At 64.7% G+C, this 13,944-nt stretch carries 11 protein-coding genes; 9 read left to right on the top strand and 2 right to left on the bottom strand.

Annotated features, from left to right (window positions below; genetic code table 11):
- Window positions 1-74: 74 nt before the first annotated feature.
- Complete coding sequence (locus ACL9RI_RS11660; protein WP_422726732.1) at window positions 75-3,644, top strand: hydantoinase B/oxoprolinase family protein; 3,570 nt, start codon at window positions 75-77, stop codon at window positions 3,642-3,644.
- Here ACL9RI_RS11660 and ACL9RI_RS11665 read toward each other — a convergent pair.
- Entirely contained in the window at window positions 3,629-4,540 is a 912-nt protein-coding gene (locus tag ACL9RI_RS11665; RefSeq protein ID WP_422726733.1) for a LysR family transcriptional regulator, read from the bottom strand. The genes ACL9RI_RS11660 and ACL9RI_RS11665 overlap by 16 nt on opposite strands.
- Before the next feature lie 124 nt (window positions 4,541-4,664).
- On the opposite strand from ACL9RI_RS11665, the gene ACL9RI_RS11670 reads away from it, so the two are divergent.
- From ACL9RI_RS11670 to ACL9RI_RS11680, 3 genes are read left to right on the top strand one after another with little or no spacing between them, the layout of a single operon-like run.
- On the top strand, window positions 4,665-5,963 hold the full coding sequence (locus ACL9RI_RS11670) for a CitMHS family transporter (protein ID WP_422726734.1): 1,299 nt from the start codon (window positions 4,665-4,667) through the stop codon (window positions 5,961-5,963).
- A 28-nt stretch (window positions 5,964-5,991) separates the two neighbouring features.
- Complete coding sequence (locus ACL9RI_RS11675; protein ID WP_422726735.1) at window positions 5,992-7,332, top strand: acyclic terpene utilization AtuA family protein; 1,341 nt, start codon at window positions 5,992-5,994, stop codon at window positions 7,330-7,332.
- Between the two features lie 23 nt (window positions 7,333-7,355).
- A complete protein-coding gene (locus tag ACL9RI_RS11680; protein ID WP_422726901.1) occupies window positions 7,356-7,664 on the top strand; it encodes an AtuA-related protein in 309 nt (102 codons plus the stop codon).
- Window positions 7,665-7,677: 13 nt separating this feature from the next.
- Here ACL9RI_RS11680 and ACL9RI_RS11685 read toward each other — a convergent pair whose 3' ends face one another.
- The gene (locus tag ACL9RI_RS11685; protein ID WP_422726736.1) at window positions 7,678-8,607 is read right to left on the bottom strand and encodes an AraC family transcriptional regulator N-terminal domain-containing protein; all 930 of its coding nucleotides are present in this window, start codon (window positions 8,605-8,607) and stop codon (window positions 7,678-7,680) included.
- A 181-nt stretch (window positions 8,608-8,788) separates the two neighbouring features.
- On the opposite strand from ACL9RI_RS11685, the gene ACL9RI_RS11690 reads away from it, so the two are divergent.
- The 5 genes from ACL9RI_RS11690 (at window position 8,789) to ACL9RI_RS11710 (ending at window position 13,914) form a co-directional block, all read left to right on the top strand.
- A complete protein-coding gene (locus ACL9RI_RS11690) occupies window positions 8,789-9,841 on the top strand; it encodes an NAD(P)-dependent alcohol dehydrogenase (protein ID WP_422726737.1) in 1,053 nt (350 codons plus the stop codon).
- A gap of 233 nt (window positions 9,842-10,074) precedes the next feature.
- On the top strand, window positions 10,075-10,623 hold the full coding sequence (locus ACL9RI_RS11695) for a DUF1097 domain-containing protein (protein ID WP_422726738.1): 549 nt from the start codon (window positions 10,075-10,077) through the stop codon (window positions 10,621-10,623).
- 218 nt (window positions 10,624-10,841) lie between these two features.
- The gene (locus ACL9RI_RS11700) at window positions 10,842-12,188 is read left to right on the top strand and encodes a hypothetical protein (protein ID WP_422726739.1); all 1,347 of its coding nucleotides are present in this window, start codon (window positions 10,842-10,844) and stop codon (window positions 12,186-12,188) included.
- The gene (locus tag ACL9RI_RS11705) at window positions 12,089-13,267 is read left to right on the top strand and encodes a PQQ-binding-like beta-propeller repeat protein (protein ID WP_422726740.1); all 1,179 of its coding nucleotides are present in this window, start codon (window positions 12,089-12,091) and stop codon (window positions 13,265-13,267) included. Before ACL9RI_RS11700 ends, ACL9RI_RS11705 begins: the two co-directional genes overlap by 100 nt.
- Before the next feature lie 11 nt (window positions 13,268-13,278).
- Window positions 13,279-13,914 (top strand): TetR/AcrR family transcriptional regulator, encoded by a 636-nt coding sequence (locus ACL9RI_RS11710; protein WP_422726741.1) that lies wholly within the window; start codon window positions 13,279-13,281, stop codon window positions 13,912-13,914.
- Window positions 13,915-13,944: the final 30 nt, after the last annotated feature.

Here is a 13,944-nt window from a genome sequence, read left to right on the forward strand (position 1 = left end):
CGCTGAAGTCCAGCTTAAACCCTGCGCGGAATCACCATTACAATAGCCATCTCACACAGTTGGAGGGCAGGGCGATGGAATGGCAATTCTGGATCGACCGGGGCGGCACGTTTACCGATATCGTGGCCTGCCGTCCTGATGGCAGCCTGGCGACCTGCAAGCTGCTGTCGGAAAATCCGGGCCAGTACCGCGATGCGGCGCTGGCCGGCATGCGCCATCTGATGCAGCTGGCGCCCGAGGCGCCGCTGCCCGTAGACAGCCTGGGCGCGATCAAGATGGGCACCACGGTCGCTACCAATGCGCTGCTGGAGCGCAAGGGCGAACCGACCGTGCTGGCCATCACGCGCGGTTTCCGCGACGCCCTGCGCATCGCCTACCAGAACCGCCCGCAGCTGTTTGCGCGCCATATCGTGCTGCCCGAACTGCTGTATGGCGAGGTGATCGAGATCGATGAACGCATGGGCGCCCATGGCGAAGTAGTGATGCTGCTCGACGAGGCGGCCGCGCAGGCGGCATTGGCGCAGGCCCATGCGCGCGGATTGCGCTCGATCGCCATCGTTTTCATGCATGGCTACCGCTATCCCGCGCATGAGGCCAGGGTGGCCGAACTGGCGCGCCAGGCCGGTTTTACGCAGGTGTCCGTGTCGCACGAGGTCAGCCCGATGATGAAGCTGGTGGCGCGTGGCGATACGACCGTGGTCGACGCCTATCTGTCGCCGATACTGCGCCGCTATGTGGACCAGCTGGCGCAGGAACTGCCCGGCGTGCACCTGCAATTCATGCAGTCGAATGGCGGCCTGACCGATGCGCGCAGCTTCCAGGGCAAGGACAGCATCTTGTCCGGTCCGGCCGGCGGCATCGTCGGCATGGTGCGCGCCAGCCAGCTGGCCGGTTTCGACAGGGTGATCGGCTTCGACATGGGCGGCACGTCGACCGACGTATCGCATTATGCGGGAGAGTTCGAGCGCGTATTCGAGACGCAGATTGCTGGCGTGCGCATGCGCGCGCCCATGATGAGCATCCACACGGTGGCTGCCGGCGGCGGCTCGATTTTGCATTTTGACGGCGCCCGCTACCGCGTGGGGCCCGATAGCGCAGGCGCCAATCCCGGCCCCGCCAGCTACCGGCGCGGCGGGCCGCTGGCCGTCACCGACTGCAATGTCATGCTGGGCAAGCTGCAGCCCTCGCACTTTCCCCGCGTGTTCGGCCCGGACGCCAATGAACCCCTCGATGCCGCTACCGTGCGGGTGCAGTTCGAAGCGCTGGCGCGCACCGTGGGCAGCACGCCGGAGCAGGTGGCCGAAGGCTATATTGCGATTGCGGTCGGGAATATGGCCAACGCCATCAAGCAGATTTCCGTGCAGCGCGGCCACGATGTCAGCGATTACGCGCTGACCAGCTTTGGCGGCGCGGGTGGCCAGCACGCCTGCCTGGTGGCCGATGCGCTGGGCATGCGCACGGTATTTATTCACACGCTGGCCGGCGTGATGTCCGCTTACGGCATGGGCCTGGCCGACCAGAGCGCCATGCGCGAGCGGGCCATCGAAGTCAGGCTGGGCGTGGACTTGCATGGCGAGTTCGACACACTGGGCGCACAGGCGCGCACGGATTTGCTGCAGCAGGGCGTGGCCGCCGAGCGCATTTCCCTGATACGGCGCGTGCACCTGCGCTACGAAGGCACCGATTCGCCGCTCATCGTGCTGTTCGATACGCAGTCCGGCATGCAGTCGCAGTTCGAGGCCGCCTATAAAAAGCGCTTTTCGTTCTTGATGCCCACGCGGGCGCTGATCGTCGAGGCGATTTCGGTGGAAGCCATCGGCGCCTCGGACGCGCCTGAAGTCGTGACGCCATCGTATGCGGCCCGCGCTGGCGGCTTGGCCCCGCTTGAAACGGTGGCCATGTATTGTGCCGGCCAGTGGTGCGACAGCGGCCTGTATGCATTCGATGCGCTGCGCCCTGGCGACCAGATAGCCGGTCCGGCCATCGTCACGGACGCCAACGCCACCACCGTGATCGAGCCTGGCTGGTCCGCCTCGGTCACTCCGCATGGCCACTTGATCTTGCGCAGGGTGGAGGCGCTGCCCGAACGGCGCGCGATAGGCACGAACGCCGATCCCGTGATGCTGGAAATTTTCAATAATCTGTTCATGTCGATCGCCGAGCAGATGGGCCTGCGCCTGCAAAACACGGCCCATTCCGTCAACATCAAGGAGCGGCTGGACTTCAGCTGCGCCATCTTCGACGCAGATGGAAACCTGATCGCCAACGCGCCGCACATGCCCGTGCACCTGGGGTCCATGGGCGAGAGCATCCGCACCGTCATGACGCGCAATAGCGGCAGCATGCGGCCCGGCGATGTATTCATGCTGAATGACCCCTACCACGGCGGCACGCACCTGCCCGACGTGACGGTGATTTCGCCCGTGTTCGATGCAGCAGGCGAGTCCATCCTGTTTTACGTGGGGTCACGCGGCCACCATGCCGATATCGGCGGCACCACGCCAGGCTCGATGCCGCCCGATTCCACGCATATCGAGCAAGAGGGCGTGTTGATCGACAATTTCAAGCTGGTCGATGGCGGCACGGGCCTGTTATTGGAAAGCGAAACGCTGGCCTTGCTGGCCGGCGCCCGCTACCCGGCCCGCAATCCCCGGCAAAACCTGGCCGACCTGCGCGCCCAGGTGGCGGCCAACCAGAAAGGCGCCGAGGAACTGCACAAGATGGTGGCGCACTTCGGCCTGGATGTCGTGCAAGCCTATATGGGCCACGTGCAGGACAACGCGGAAGAAGCCGTGCGCCGCGTGATCGGCACCCTGCGCGATGGAGATTATGTGCTGGACCTCGATAACGGCGCGCAGATCAGGGTGGCGATCAGGGTCGATGCCGCCACGCGCAGCGCCACCATCGACTTCACGGGCACGTCCAGCCAGCTGCCGAACAATTTCAACGCGCCGTCAGCCGTCTGCATGGCGGCCGTGCTGTATGTCTTCCGCACCCTGGTGGACGACGATATTCCGCTCAACGCCGGTTGCCTGAAGCCCTTGACGGTGATCATTCCGCCCGGCTCCATGCTCAATCCGCAGTATCCGGCCTCCGTCGTATCGGGCAATGTGGAAACCTCGACCTGCATCACCAACGCCCTGTATGGCGCGCTGGGGGCGATGGCCGCATCGCAGGGCACGATGAACAATTTCACGTTCGGCAATGCGCAGCACCAGTACTATGAAACCATCTCGGGCGGTTCCGGCGCCGGTCCCGGCTTCGATGGCACGGACGTGGTGCAGACGAACATGACCAATTCGCGGCTGACGGATCCGGAAATCCTCGAATGGCGCTTTCCCGTGCGCCTGGACAGCTACGCGATACGCGCCGGTTCGGGCGGCGCGGGACGCTGGCAGGGCGGCCAGGGCGGCGTGCGCCGGGTGCGCTTTTTGCAGGCGATGACGGCCGCCATCCTGTCGAATAACCGCATCATTCCACCGTTCGGCATGGAGGGCGGCGAGCCGGGCGCGCTGGGGCGCAACACGGTGGAACGTGCCGATGGCACCATCGAGCGCCTGCCGCATATCGGCAAGACGCAGATGCAGCCGGGCGACGTGTTCGTGATCGAGACGCCGGGCGGCGGCGGTTATGGCGCGGCCTGACGAACAGTATCACTACCCAGGCGCAGCTCGATCAGGGCCAGCATGCCCTGCGCGGCGATCGACAGGCTGCGCGGCACGGCCAGCAGGATAGGGCGCTCGGGCTGGCCAGGCGCCAGCGGCACGGCGACCAGGTTCGGCTTGCGGAACTGGAACAGGGTCAGCGCCGGCACCAGGGCCACGCCCAGCCCATGTTCGATCAGGCCGGCCACGGTGGCCAGGTGCTCCACTTCCAGCCCGCTGTCGCGCACGGCGATGCCTTGCGTGAGCAGCTCCACGTGCTGGCGCACGCTGGTCGACTTGGCCAGGTGGATCAACTCGCAGCCGGCCAGGTCCGCCAGTGCCAGATGGTCTTTCCTGGCCAGCGCATGGTCGGGCCGGCACACCAGGTAAAACGGATCGCTGCACAGGGGGCGCGTGTCAAATTCGGCCAGCCTGGCGTTGGGCGCCGTGATGGCCAGGTCCACCTTGCCCTGCCTGAGCAGGTTCAGGCACTGGTCCGACAGCGCGTCGTGCAGCCGTACCTCGATGCCCGGATAGCTGGCGCGGTACTCGGCGATGACGGCCGGCAGGCCATGCGCGGCCAGCGAGGGCAGGGCGGCGATGGACACGCGCCCCTTGCGCCGCGCCACATAGTCGCTCAGGTTGCCGAAAGCGGCCTGCATGTCCGCCACCAGGCTGCGCGCCACGTCGACAAACATCTCGCCTTCCACCGTCAGCATCACGTTGCGCGTGTCGCGTTCGACCAGTTTGGCGCCCAGCGCCGTTTCCAGCTTCTGGATCACGGCGCTGAAGGCCGATTGCGACAGGTGGCAGCGCTCGGCGGCGCGCGTAAAGTGGCGGCAGTCGGCCAGGGCGACAAACGCCTGCAGCAGCTTGCTGGAGATGTTGGGTAGCATGATATTCATCGAAATAACAGGATAATTATCCTGAAAAATCGATTTTACAATATAAAGTGCCGGCAGCAGAATGACTGCCAGCCTTGCATAGACAAGGGACACACAACTTACGGAGACATCCACCATGCTGGCCCTGCTCGGACTTTGCACGATCGTCATTTTATTGGCGGCCATCCTCACCAGGAAAATGTCGCCCCTGGTGGCGCTCATCACGATTCCCATCGCCGCCGCCCTGATAGGCGGCTTTGGCCTGGAAACCTCGAAATTCATCGTTGCCGGCATCACCAGCATCGCGCCGGTGGCGGGCATGTTCGTGTTTGCGATCCTGTTCTTCGGCATTGTCACGGACGCCGGCATGCTCGACCCCGTCATCAGCGGCATCCTGCGCGTGGTGGGCAGCCGGCCATCCCGCATCGTGCCGGGAACCGCCTTGCTGGCGCTGCTGATCCATCTCGATGGTTCCGGCGCCGTCACCTTCCTCGTCACGATTCCGGCCATGCTGCCGCTGTACACGCGCCTTGGCATCGACCGCCGCATCCTGGCGTGCGTCGCGTCGCTGGCGGCCGGCGTCAACTTCCTGCCGTGGACGGGGCCGATGATACGCGCCTCGGCGGCGCTGCATATCCCCGTCAGCGAGATCTTCATGCCGCTGATTCCGGTGCAGCTGATCGGGCTGGCCTTTGTGTTCGGCGTAGCGTATTACCTGGGCCGCCAGGAAGAAATCCGCCTGGGCCTGAGCGCGGGCGCGCCGGCCGGCTACGTGCAGATGCAAGAGCTGACGGAGGCTGAACAGGCCATCCGCCGGCCGCGCAATTTCTGGATCAATATCGTGCTGACGGCATGCGTGCTGGGCGTGATGATCAGCGGGAAGGTCGATCCCGTCGTCATGTTCATGATCGGCGTAGTGCTGGCCCTGATGATCAACTACCCGAACGCCGACATGCAGCGGGCCCGCATCGATGCGCATGCCAGGGCGGCGCTGCTGATGGCCGGCATCCTGTTTGCCGCAGGCGTTTTCATCGGCATCATGGGCAAGTCCGGCATGCTGTCCGCCATGGCCAGCACCGCCGTTGGCCTCGTGCCGCCCGCGATGGCGGCACACATCCCGGCCGCGCTGGGCGTGCTGTCGATGCCCCTGTCGATGCTGTTCGACCCCGATTCATTCTACTTCGGCGTGCTGCCGGTGGTGGCGGAAGTGAGCAAGATGCTGGGTGTGCCGCCGGTCCAGGTGGCGCAGGCGGCCTTGCTGGGCCAGATGACGACGGGCTTTCCCGTCAGCCCGCTGACGCCCGCCACCTTCCTGGTGGCGGGCCTGGCCGGCATCGACCTGGCCGAGCACCAGAAATACACCTTCAAATACCTGTTTGCCGCGTCGATCCTGATGACGATCAGCTGCATCGTGCTGGGCATCTTTCCGCTGTAGACAGGGATACACTTAACAGGAGAGCAACATGAAAACCATCCGTATCGGCGCCGGTGCCGGTTACTCGGGCGACCGCATCGAACCTGCCGTGGAACTGGCAGAGCGCGGCCAGCTCGATTTCCTGATCTTCGAATGCCTGGCCGAGCGCACCATCGCGCTGGCGCAGCAGGCGAAGATGCAGGACCCGCAGCAAGGCTACGACCCGCTGCTGGTGGACCGCATGCGCGCCGTGCTGCGCCCGTGCAGCGAAAATGGCGTGCGCATCCTGACCAATATGGGCGCCGCCAATCCCCTGGCCGCCGCGGCCGCCATCCGCGCCGTTGCGCGCGAAATGGGCCTGCCGCAGCTGAAGGTGGCGGCCATCACGGGCGACGACGTGCTGCAGCTGGTCACCAGCGGCGCTTATCGCGACGACACGGGCGCGCCCGTGGCGCAGCTGGGCGAGCGGCTGCTGTCGGCGAATGCCTACCTGGGCGCGCAGCCGCTGGTGGACGCCCTGGCGCAGGGCGCCGACGTGATCGTCACGGGGCGGGTGGCCGACCCGGCGCTGGTGCTGGCGCCGCTGATCCACGCGTTCGGCTGGGCCTGGGACGACTGGCACCGCCTGGGACAAGGCACCCTGGTCGGACATCTGCTGGAGTGCGCGGGCCAGGTCAGCGGCGGCTACTTTGCCGATCCTGGCTACAAGGACGTGGCGAACCTGGCGCGCCTGGGTTTTCCGATAGGCGAGGTGAGCGAGGACGGCAGCGCCGTCATCACCAAGGTGGCCGGGTCGGGCGGCTGCGTCACGGTGGCCACCTGCACCGAACAACTGCTGTATGAAATCCACGATCCGGCCGCCTACCTGACGCCGGACGTGGTGGCCGATTTTTCGCAGGTGCGCATGGCGCAGCTCGGGCCGGACCGGGTGGCCGTCACGGGCGCCACCGGCCATGCGAAAAGCGGCCAGCTGAAGGTGACCCTGGGCTACCTGGACAGCTATATCGGCGAAGGGCAGATTTCGTATGCGGGGCCGGGCGCCGAGGCGCGTGCGCGGCTGGCGCAGGCCATCGTGGCGGAGCGCCTGCAGCTGTGCGGCGTGCAGGCCGAGGAACTGCGTTTTGACCTGATCGGCGTGAACGCCATGCATGGCGCGCAGCGCTCGAGCGGTCACGCCGAACCATATGAAGTGCGTTTGCGCGTGGCCGGCCGCGCGGCCAGCCTGAAGGAGGCTGCGCGCATCGGCAATGAAGTCGAAACCTTGTACACCTGTGGCCCGTCCGGCGGTGGCGGCGCCACCAAAGCGGCGCGCGAGGTGGTGGCCGTGCGCGCCACCCTGGTCGACGCGGCGCTCGTGCGCAGCACCATCCACTTCGAGGAACTGGCATGAATACCATCAAAAGCATCAACACCATCGCGCTGCGCGAACTGGCCCATGCGCGTGCAGGCGACAAGGGCGATATCTCGAACCTGTCGCTGATTGCCTATGAGCGCAAGGATTATGAACTGCTGCGCCAGCAGGTGACGCCCGAGCGCGTGCGCCGGCATTTCGCCGGCATCGTGGCCGGCGCCGTAACACGCCATGAACTGCCGCAGCTGGGCGCGCTGAACTTTGTGATGCAGCAGGCCCTGGGCGGCGGCGTGACGCGTTCGCTGGCGCTGGACGCGCACGGCAAGTGCCTGGGCGCGGCCCTGCTGGCCATGGAGATCGCCTTGCCCTGAGTTCCCGTTTACATCAGGGCTGCGTGGCATAGGCGGTCGCTGCGCCGCCCATCTGCGCGCGCACCTGGCCCACGTCGCGCATGGGCGCCTGGCCGAACTGGCGGCTGTATTCGCGGCTGAATTGCGATTCGCTGGCGTAGCCGACCCGGTAGCCGGCCGTGCCCGCGTCGATCCGTTCGACCAGCATCAGACGCCGCGCTTCCTGCAGGCGCAGCAGCTTCTGGTACTGCATCGGCGTCATCGCGGTGATGGTCTTGAAGTGGTGGTGCAAGGACGACATGCTCATGTTGGCCATGCCCGCCAGGTGTTCGATGCGCAGCGGCTGCGCGTAATTGTGCTTGATCCAGTCGATCGCCTGCGCCACCTGGTGCGACTGGCTGCTGGCCAGCGCCATGTGGCGCAGCCGCCCGCCCACGGGGCCGTTCAAGAGGCGGAAGGTCAGCTCGCGGCGGATCAGCGGCGCCAGCGCGGCCACTTCATCGGGCTTGTCGAGCAGGCGCACCAGGCGCAGCATGGCGTCCAGCAGTTCCGGCGACACGTCGCTGACGGAAATGCCGCGCGCAGCCGGAATCGGCATGGGCTGGGCTGCATTTTCGCCCGTCACCAGGGCTGCCACGTCGGCGCTGTCGATGGCCAGCACGGCGCATAAATGGGGCGCTTCGGTGCTAGCTTCCACCACCCGCACCTGCACCGGCAAATCGACCGAGGTCAGCAGATACTGCATGCGGCTGTAATGAAAGGTGGCGCTGCCCAGGGTGACTTTTTTCGCTCCCTGCACGATCAGCGCCACGCTGGGGCGCACCGCATGGAACAGCGATTCGGTGGGCGCCGACTGGCGGTGCAGGCTCAGGTTGCCGACGGCCGTGCTGTAGTCGCCGTCGCCGGGCGCGTGGCGGCTGATCATGGCGGCCAGTTCGTCTTGTGGAAGGGTCAAGGTATGCATGGCCATTATTATGCATGAATGGATAGGAGCGCTGGGGCGGGCGCATGGCAAAGATGGGCAAGTCTGGAGGATCGTGCAAAGGTCTTGCAGGATCGCAGTAACGCGCGCCAGCCATTTGCGGCAAACTTGTATGATCGCTTGCACAGCTTGCGTGACTTATTCATCTACACGAGGAGTTTTCATGACCACCACCGTCAAAGGCTACGCCGCCCTGGGCCCGACTTCCGCATTGCAGCCATTCTCGTTCGAACGCCGCGCCCCGCGCGCAGACGACGTTGCCATCTCGATCAAATACTGTGGCGTTTGCCATTCCGACATCCACCAGGCGCGCGACGAATGGGGTGGTTCCGCCTTCCCGATGGTGCCTGGCCATGAAATCGCCGGCGTCGTCACCGCCGTGGGCGCCGATGTCACCAAGTTCAAGGTGGGCGACCATGTGGGCGTAGGCTGCTTCGTCGATTCCTGCACCACCTGCAAAACGCGCCATGTGGACCTGGAACAGTATATGCCAGGCCTGGTCCAGACCTATAACGGCCTGGAAGCCGATGGCAAGACGGCCACCCAGGGCGGCTACTCGGACAGCATCGTCGTCAAGGAAGGCTATGTATTGTCGATTCCCGACAACCTGCCGCTTGACGCCGCCGCGCCGCTGCTGTGCGCCGGCATCACCCTGTATTCGCCGCTGAACCATTGGAAAGCCGGCCCTGGCAAGCAAGTCGCCATCCTGGGCATGGGCGGCCTGGGCCACATGGGCGTGAAGATCGCCCACGCCATGGGCGCCGAAGTGACGGTATTGAGCCAGACGCTCTCCAAGCGCGAAGACGGCCTGCGCCTGGGCGCCGACCACTACTACGCCACCAATGATGCGGAAACCTTCAGCAAGCTGGCCGGCACCTTCGACCTGCTGATCTGCACCGTGGGCGCGTCGATCGACTGGAACCAGTACATCAACCTGCTGAAAGTCGACGGCAGCATGGTCATCGTCGGCATTCCCGACGGCGCCGTGCCGCCGATCAGCGCCTTCAACCTGGTCGGCGCGCGCCGCAGCCTGTCCGGCTCCATGATCGGCTCGATCAAGGAAACCCAGGAAATGCTGGACTTCTGCGGCAAGCACAATATCGTCTCCGACATTGAAATCATCCGCATCCAGGACATCAATGAAGCGTTTGAGCGCGTGGTGAAAAGCGATGTGCGCTATCGTTTCGTGATCGACATGGCGTCTTTGGCCGACTAAATTTTTGTTTCACATCAAAAGCCTGGCTGCAGCGATGCGGCCAGGCTTTTTTGCATTTGCGGCCCTGAAAATAACCGTGATTGTTGATGTTTCCTGCATGAAGAAGTCAATTTTACAATCTTTATTCCTGCATAATTAACTGTGATGATGCAGCCATGCCGCTGATCTCTTGCCATCCAGGCCGGGGAGGGCGCCGTGTCCACCACCTGTTCCACTTACTCCAGGAAATCATCATGTCCATGCATACGCCGCCTCCCGCAGCACCGTCCGTCTCCCAGGTCCGCGCCGCGCCATCTGCGCTTTCCCGTTTTACCCAGCTACAGGTGGTGATTGGCGAATCGGTGATCGCCGCCTCGGCCGCCACGCTCAGCGCGCTGGTGTTCGAGGTGCCCGTGTGGGCCATGTTCGTCGGCTGGATTGCGTTTTTTACGCGGGGCCTGAACCTGAAGCAGGGCGCCATCAACCTGGCATGCGTGCTGATCGGCGTACTCCTGGCGATCGCCGCCGTCCAGGCCATGCCGCTGCTGGGCGCGCACCTGGGACCGTACGCCATCAGCGCCCTGGTGTTCGGCGTGACCGTCATCGTGCTGTCGCTGGCCAGGGCGCCCGTGTTCAACAACCTGCTGGGTTTCTTCCTGGGCCTGGTGGCGTATTTCGCTTCGCACCAGCCGCCGTCGATGGCCACTTTCGGCATGCTGGCGCTGGCCGCCACCACGGGCGCCATCGCCGCCTTCCTCGCGCACGCCCTGCAAAAGCGCCTGCAGCGGGGCGCTGCCCACTAGATAAGGCTGCGTCTGTTTTGTTGGATTAGGTCGCGCTAATCCAACAATTCTCCTGTGCAAAAATCAAGCTCCCTTGTCAATTTTTCTTTCCTTGCTTTTCAAATCGGCTTAAAATGAAACCGTACAGTACAGTTTCATAAAAGTCTTCGCTACGTAGTTTGAAAAATCAGCCATCCCCAGCGTATTGGCCTGGGCAGGGGAGGCGTCATGGATAAAAAATGGACACTTCAATCAAAAACGGGGCAGCTGCGAGCCAGCCTGTCTCCAGGGGCAAGCGGCTTGCCCTGGTCTTCTTCGGTATTTTCCTGCTGCTCTCCGGCCTGGCGCTGGGTGTGGGCGGCGTCGAACTCATCTCGCTGGGTGGTTCCTGGTATTACCTGCTGGCCGGTCTCGGCCTGGTCTTGGCCGGTGTGCTGTATATTCGCCGCAAACCGCTGGCCAGCGCCATCGTGGCCGTGCTGGTGCTGGCGACCCTGGCCTGGGCGGTCTGGGAAATCGGCTTTGCCTTCTGGCCCATGGTGCCGCGCCTGGCGCCTTTCCTGGTGATCGGCTTTGCCGCCGCCATCGTCCACCCGTGGCTGGCGGCGCGCCGCGCTGGCGGCCAATCGCGCGCTTTCGCCGCCTTGTTCGCCGTGCTGCTGGTGGCTGGTTTTGCTTCCATGTTCCGCCCGCACGGGGTACAGGAAGCGACCGTACAGCCGCAGCAGGATGCGGTGGCCGCCGTCAACGATGGCAGCGCCAACTGGGCGCATTATTCGAATGGCCCGGAAGGCACGCGCTTTGCACCGTTTACGCAGATCGACAAGCAGAATGTCGGCCAGCTGCAAGTGGCCTGGACTTACCGCACGGGCGAACTGGCCGTGGGCGCGTCGGAATCGCAAAACACGCCGCTGCAAATCGGCGACACCGTCTATACGTGCACGCCCACCAGCAAGGTCATCGCGCTCGATGCCGATACGGGCCAGGAACGCTGGATCTTTGACTCGAAGCCGGGCAACACCAAGACCTGGAACCGCTGCCGCGGCGTCGGCTATTACGAGCCGGCCAAGGTGACGAAGCCATTCCAGTTCAGCGGTTTGCAGGCGGCCAGCGTACCTGAAGCGGGCGCGTGCGCCAGGCGCATCGTGCAAGTGACCATGGATGCGCGCCTGATCGAGATCGATGCGCAAACGGGCAAGCTGTGCGAGGGCTTTGGCGACAAGGGCGCCGTCGACCTGATGCTCGGCCTGGGCAAGGTGCGCATGAACGTGCCGTATTACGCCTACACTTCGGCGCCGACGGTGGTCCGCAACCTGATCATCCTGGGCGGCTGGGTATTCGATGGCCGCTCGATCGACGAGCCGTCCGGCGTCATCCGCGCCTACAGCGCCGACACGGGCGAGCTGGTCTGGGCCTGGGACTGGGCAATCCGGACATCACCAAGCTGCCGCCGGAAGGCCAAAGCTACACGCGCAGCACGCCGAACATGTGGTCCACGCCCGCCGTCGATGATGCGCTGGGCCTGGTGTATCTGCCGCTGGGGAACCAGCAGCCCGATTTCTGGGGTGGCAAGCGTCCGCCGCTGACGGAAAAATTCTCGTCGGCCATCGTCGCCCTCGACATGGCCACCGGCCGCGAGCGCTGGACCTATCAGACCGTGCATCACGATATCTGGGACTACGACGTGGCCGCGCAGCCAGCGCTGTACGATATCCCGGACGGCAAGGGCGGCAAGATCCCCGCGCTGGTGCAGCTGACCAAGCGGGGCCAGATCTTCATGCTGGACCGCCGCAGCGGCAAGCCGATTGCCGAAGTGCTGGAAAAACCCGTGCCGCAGGATCACGCGGCCGGCGACTGGGTCGCCAGGACGCAGCCATACTCAACCGGCATGCCGGCCCTGGGCGCAGCGCCGTTGACGGAACAGGATATGTGGGGCGCCACCTTCTTCGACCAGCTGGCTTGCCGCATCAGCTTCCGCAAGCTCAATTACAAGGGCGAATTCACGGCCCCGAGCACGCAGGACACCCTGATTTACCCTGGCTACTATGGCGGCTTCAACTGGGGCGGCGCGGCCGTCGATGAAAGCAATGGCTATATGTTCGTCAACGATATCCGCATGCCGCAGGTGGTCAAGCTGGTGCCGCGCGAGACGGTGGACGTGGCCAAGCTGACCTCGGGCCATGGCGTGGGCAGCACTTATCCGATGGATGGCACGCCGTTCGTCATCGACCATAAAGCCTTCAATTCGCCGCTGGGCATACCGTGCCAAAGCCCGCCATGGGGCGTGTTTGCCGCGATCGACCTGAAAACCCGGAAAAAAGTCTGGGAACGTCCGGCCGGCACGGTGGAAGACGCTGTCATCAATGGCGTGCGCGCCAAACTGCCTATCCCGCTGGGCATGCCGACCCTGGGCGGCGGCGTCAGCACGGCGTCCGGCCTGGTGTTTTATGCCGGCACGCAGGATTATTATCTGCGCGCGATGGATATCGCCACCGGCCGTGAAGTGTGGAAGGGACGCCTGCCTGTCGGTGGCCAGGCCACGCCGATGACGTACGTGTCGCCAGCGTCGGGCCGCCAGTATGTGGTGGTGGTTGCCGGCGGCGCGCGCCAGAGTCCGGACCGTGGGGATTACGTGATAGCATACGCGCTTCCCAAGAAACAGTAAGAGTTTGCTTCATGTCCCAGCCGTCCACCGCTCCCGCTTCCTCCAGCACCCGAAGCAGCGAGCGGCGGCGCAAATTGCTGGAAGCGGCTGGCCGGCTGTTCCTGGCATCGGGTTACGATGGCGTCAGCATGGACGCCATCGTGGCCGAGGCGGGCGGCTCCAAAGCCACCGCCTACCGCTATTTCGGCAGCAAGCAGGATTTGCTGGTGGCGGTGGTGGAGTACCTGTGCGCCGACTTCATCATCCGCTTGCGCCAGCTCGATACCTCCCAGGCGGGGCTGGAGCAAGGCTTGCAGCTGATCCTCGATGAACTGGTCGCCGTCATCACCAGCCCCCGCCACGTGGATTTTTACCGCCTGGTCGTCACCGGCACCGCCGCCGTCCCGGCCGTGGGCCAGACCTGGTATGAACACGGCCCGCAAGTGTGGCACGCCTTGATCCTGCGCCTGCTGGAGCAGCAGCGCGCGCAAGGCCGCATCGCCGCCGGCGCTTCATTCTCCAACCTGCCGCAGATTTTATTCGACGCCGTCTTCTCGCACCTGACCACCCGCACCGTGATGCTGGGCCAGGGCGGTGACGCGGCCACGTTCCGGCCATTGATTGCGGAATTGATCGAGCTGGTGGTGGCAAGGGTGGAGCGGCAATAGGAATCCGGGGCCAGACCCGGCGGGTCTGGC

This window comes from Janthinobacterium sp. Mn2066 (genome assembly GCF_049319705.1).
GTDB lineage: Bacteria > Pseudomonadota > Gammaproteobacteria > Burkholderiales > Burkholderiaceae_D > Janthinobacterium.

Coding starts and splice junctions, on each gene's coding strand:
- ACL9RI_RS11660 (WP_422726732.1), top strand. CDS start 75: ATGGAATGGCAATTCTGGATCGACCGGGGCGGCACGTTTACCGATATC.
- ACL9RI_RS11665 (WP_422726733.1), bottom strand. CDS start 4,540: ATGCTACCCAACATCTCCAGCAAGCTGCTGCAGGCGTTTGTCGCCCTG.
- ACL9RI_RS11670 (WP_422726734.1), top strand. CDS start 4,665: ATGCTGGCCCTGCTCGGACTTTGCACGATCGTCATTTTATTGGCGGCC.
- ACL9RI_RS11675 (WP_422726735.1), top strand. CDS start 5,992: ATGAAAACCATCCGTATCGGCGCCGGTGCCGGTTACTCGGGCGACCGC.
- ACL9RI_RS11685 (WP_422726736.1), bottom strand. CDS start 8,607: ATGCATACCTTGACCCTTCCACAAGACGAACTGGCCGCCATGATCAGC.
- ACL9RI_RS11690 (WP_422726737.1), top strand. CDS start 8,789: ATGACCACCACCGTCAAAGGCTACGCCGCCCTGGGCCCGACTTCCGCA.
- ACL9RI_RS11695 (WP_422726738.1), top strand. CDS start 10,075: ATGTCCATGCATACGCCGCCTCCCGCAGCACCGTCCGTCTCCCAGGTC.
- ACL9RI_RS11700 (WP_422726739.1), top strand. CDS start 10,842: ATGGACACTTCAATCAAAAACGGGGCAGCTGCGAGCCAGCCTGTCTCC.
- ACL9RI_RS11705 (WP_422726740.1), top strand. CDS start 12,089: ATGTGGTCCACGCCCGCCGTCGATGATGCGCTGGGCCTGGTGTATCTG.
- ACL9RI_RS11710 (WP_422726741.1), top strand. CDS start 13,279: ATGTCCCAGCCGTCCACCGCTCCCGCTTCCTCCAGCACCCGAAGCAGC.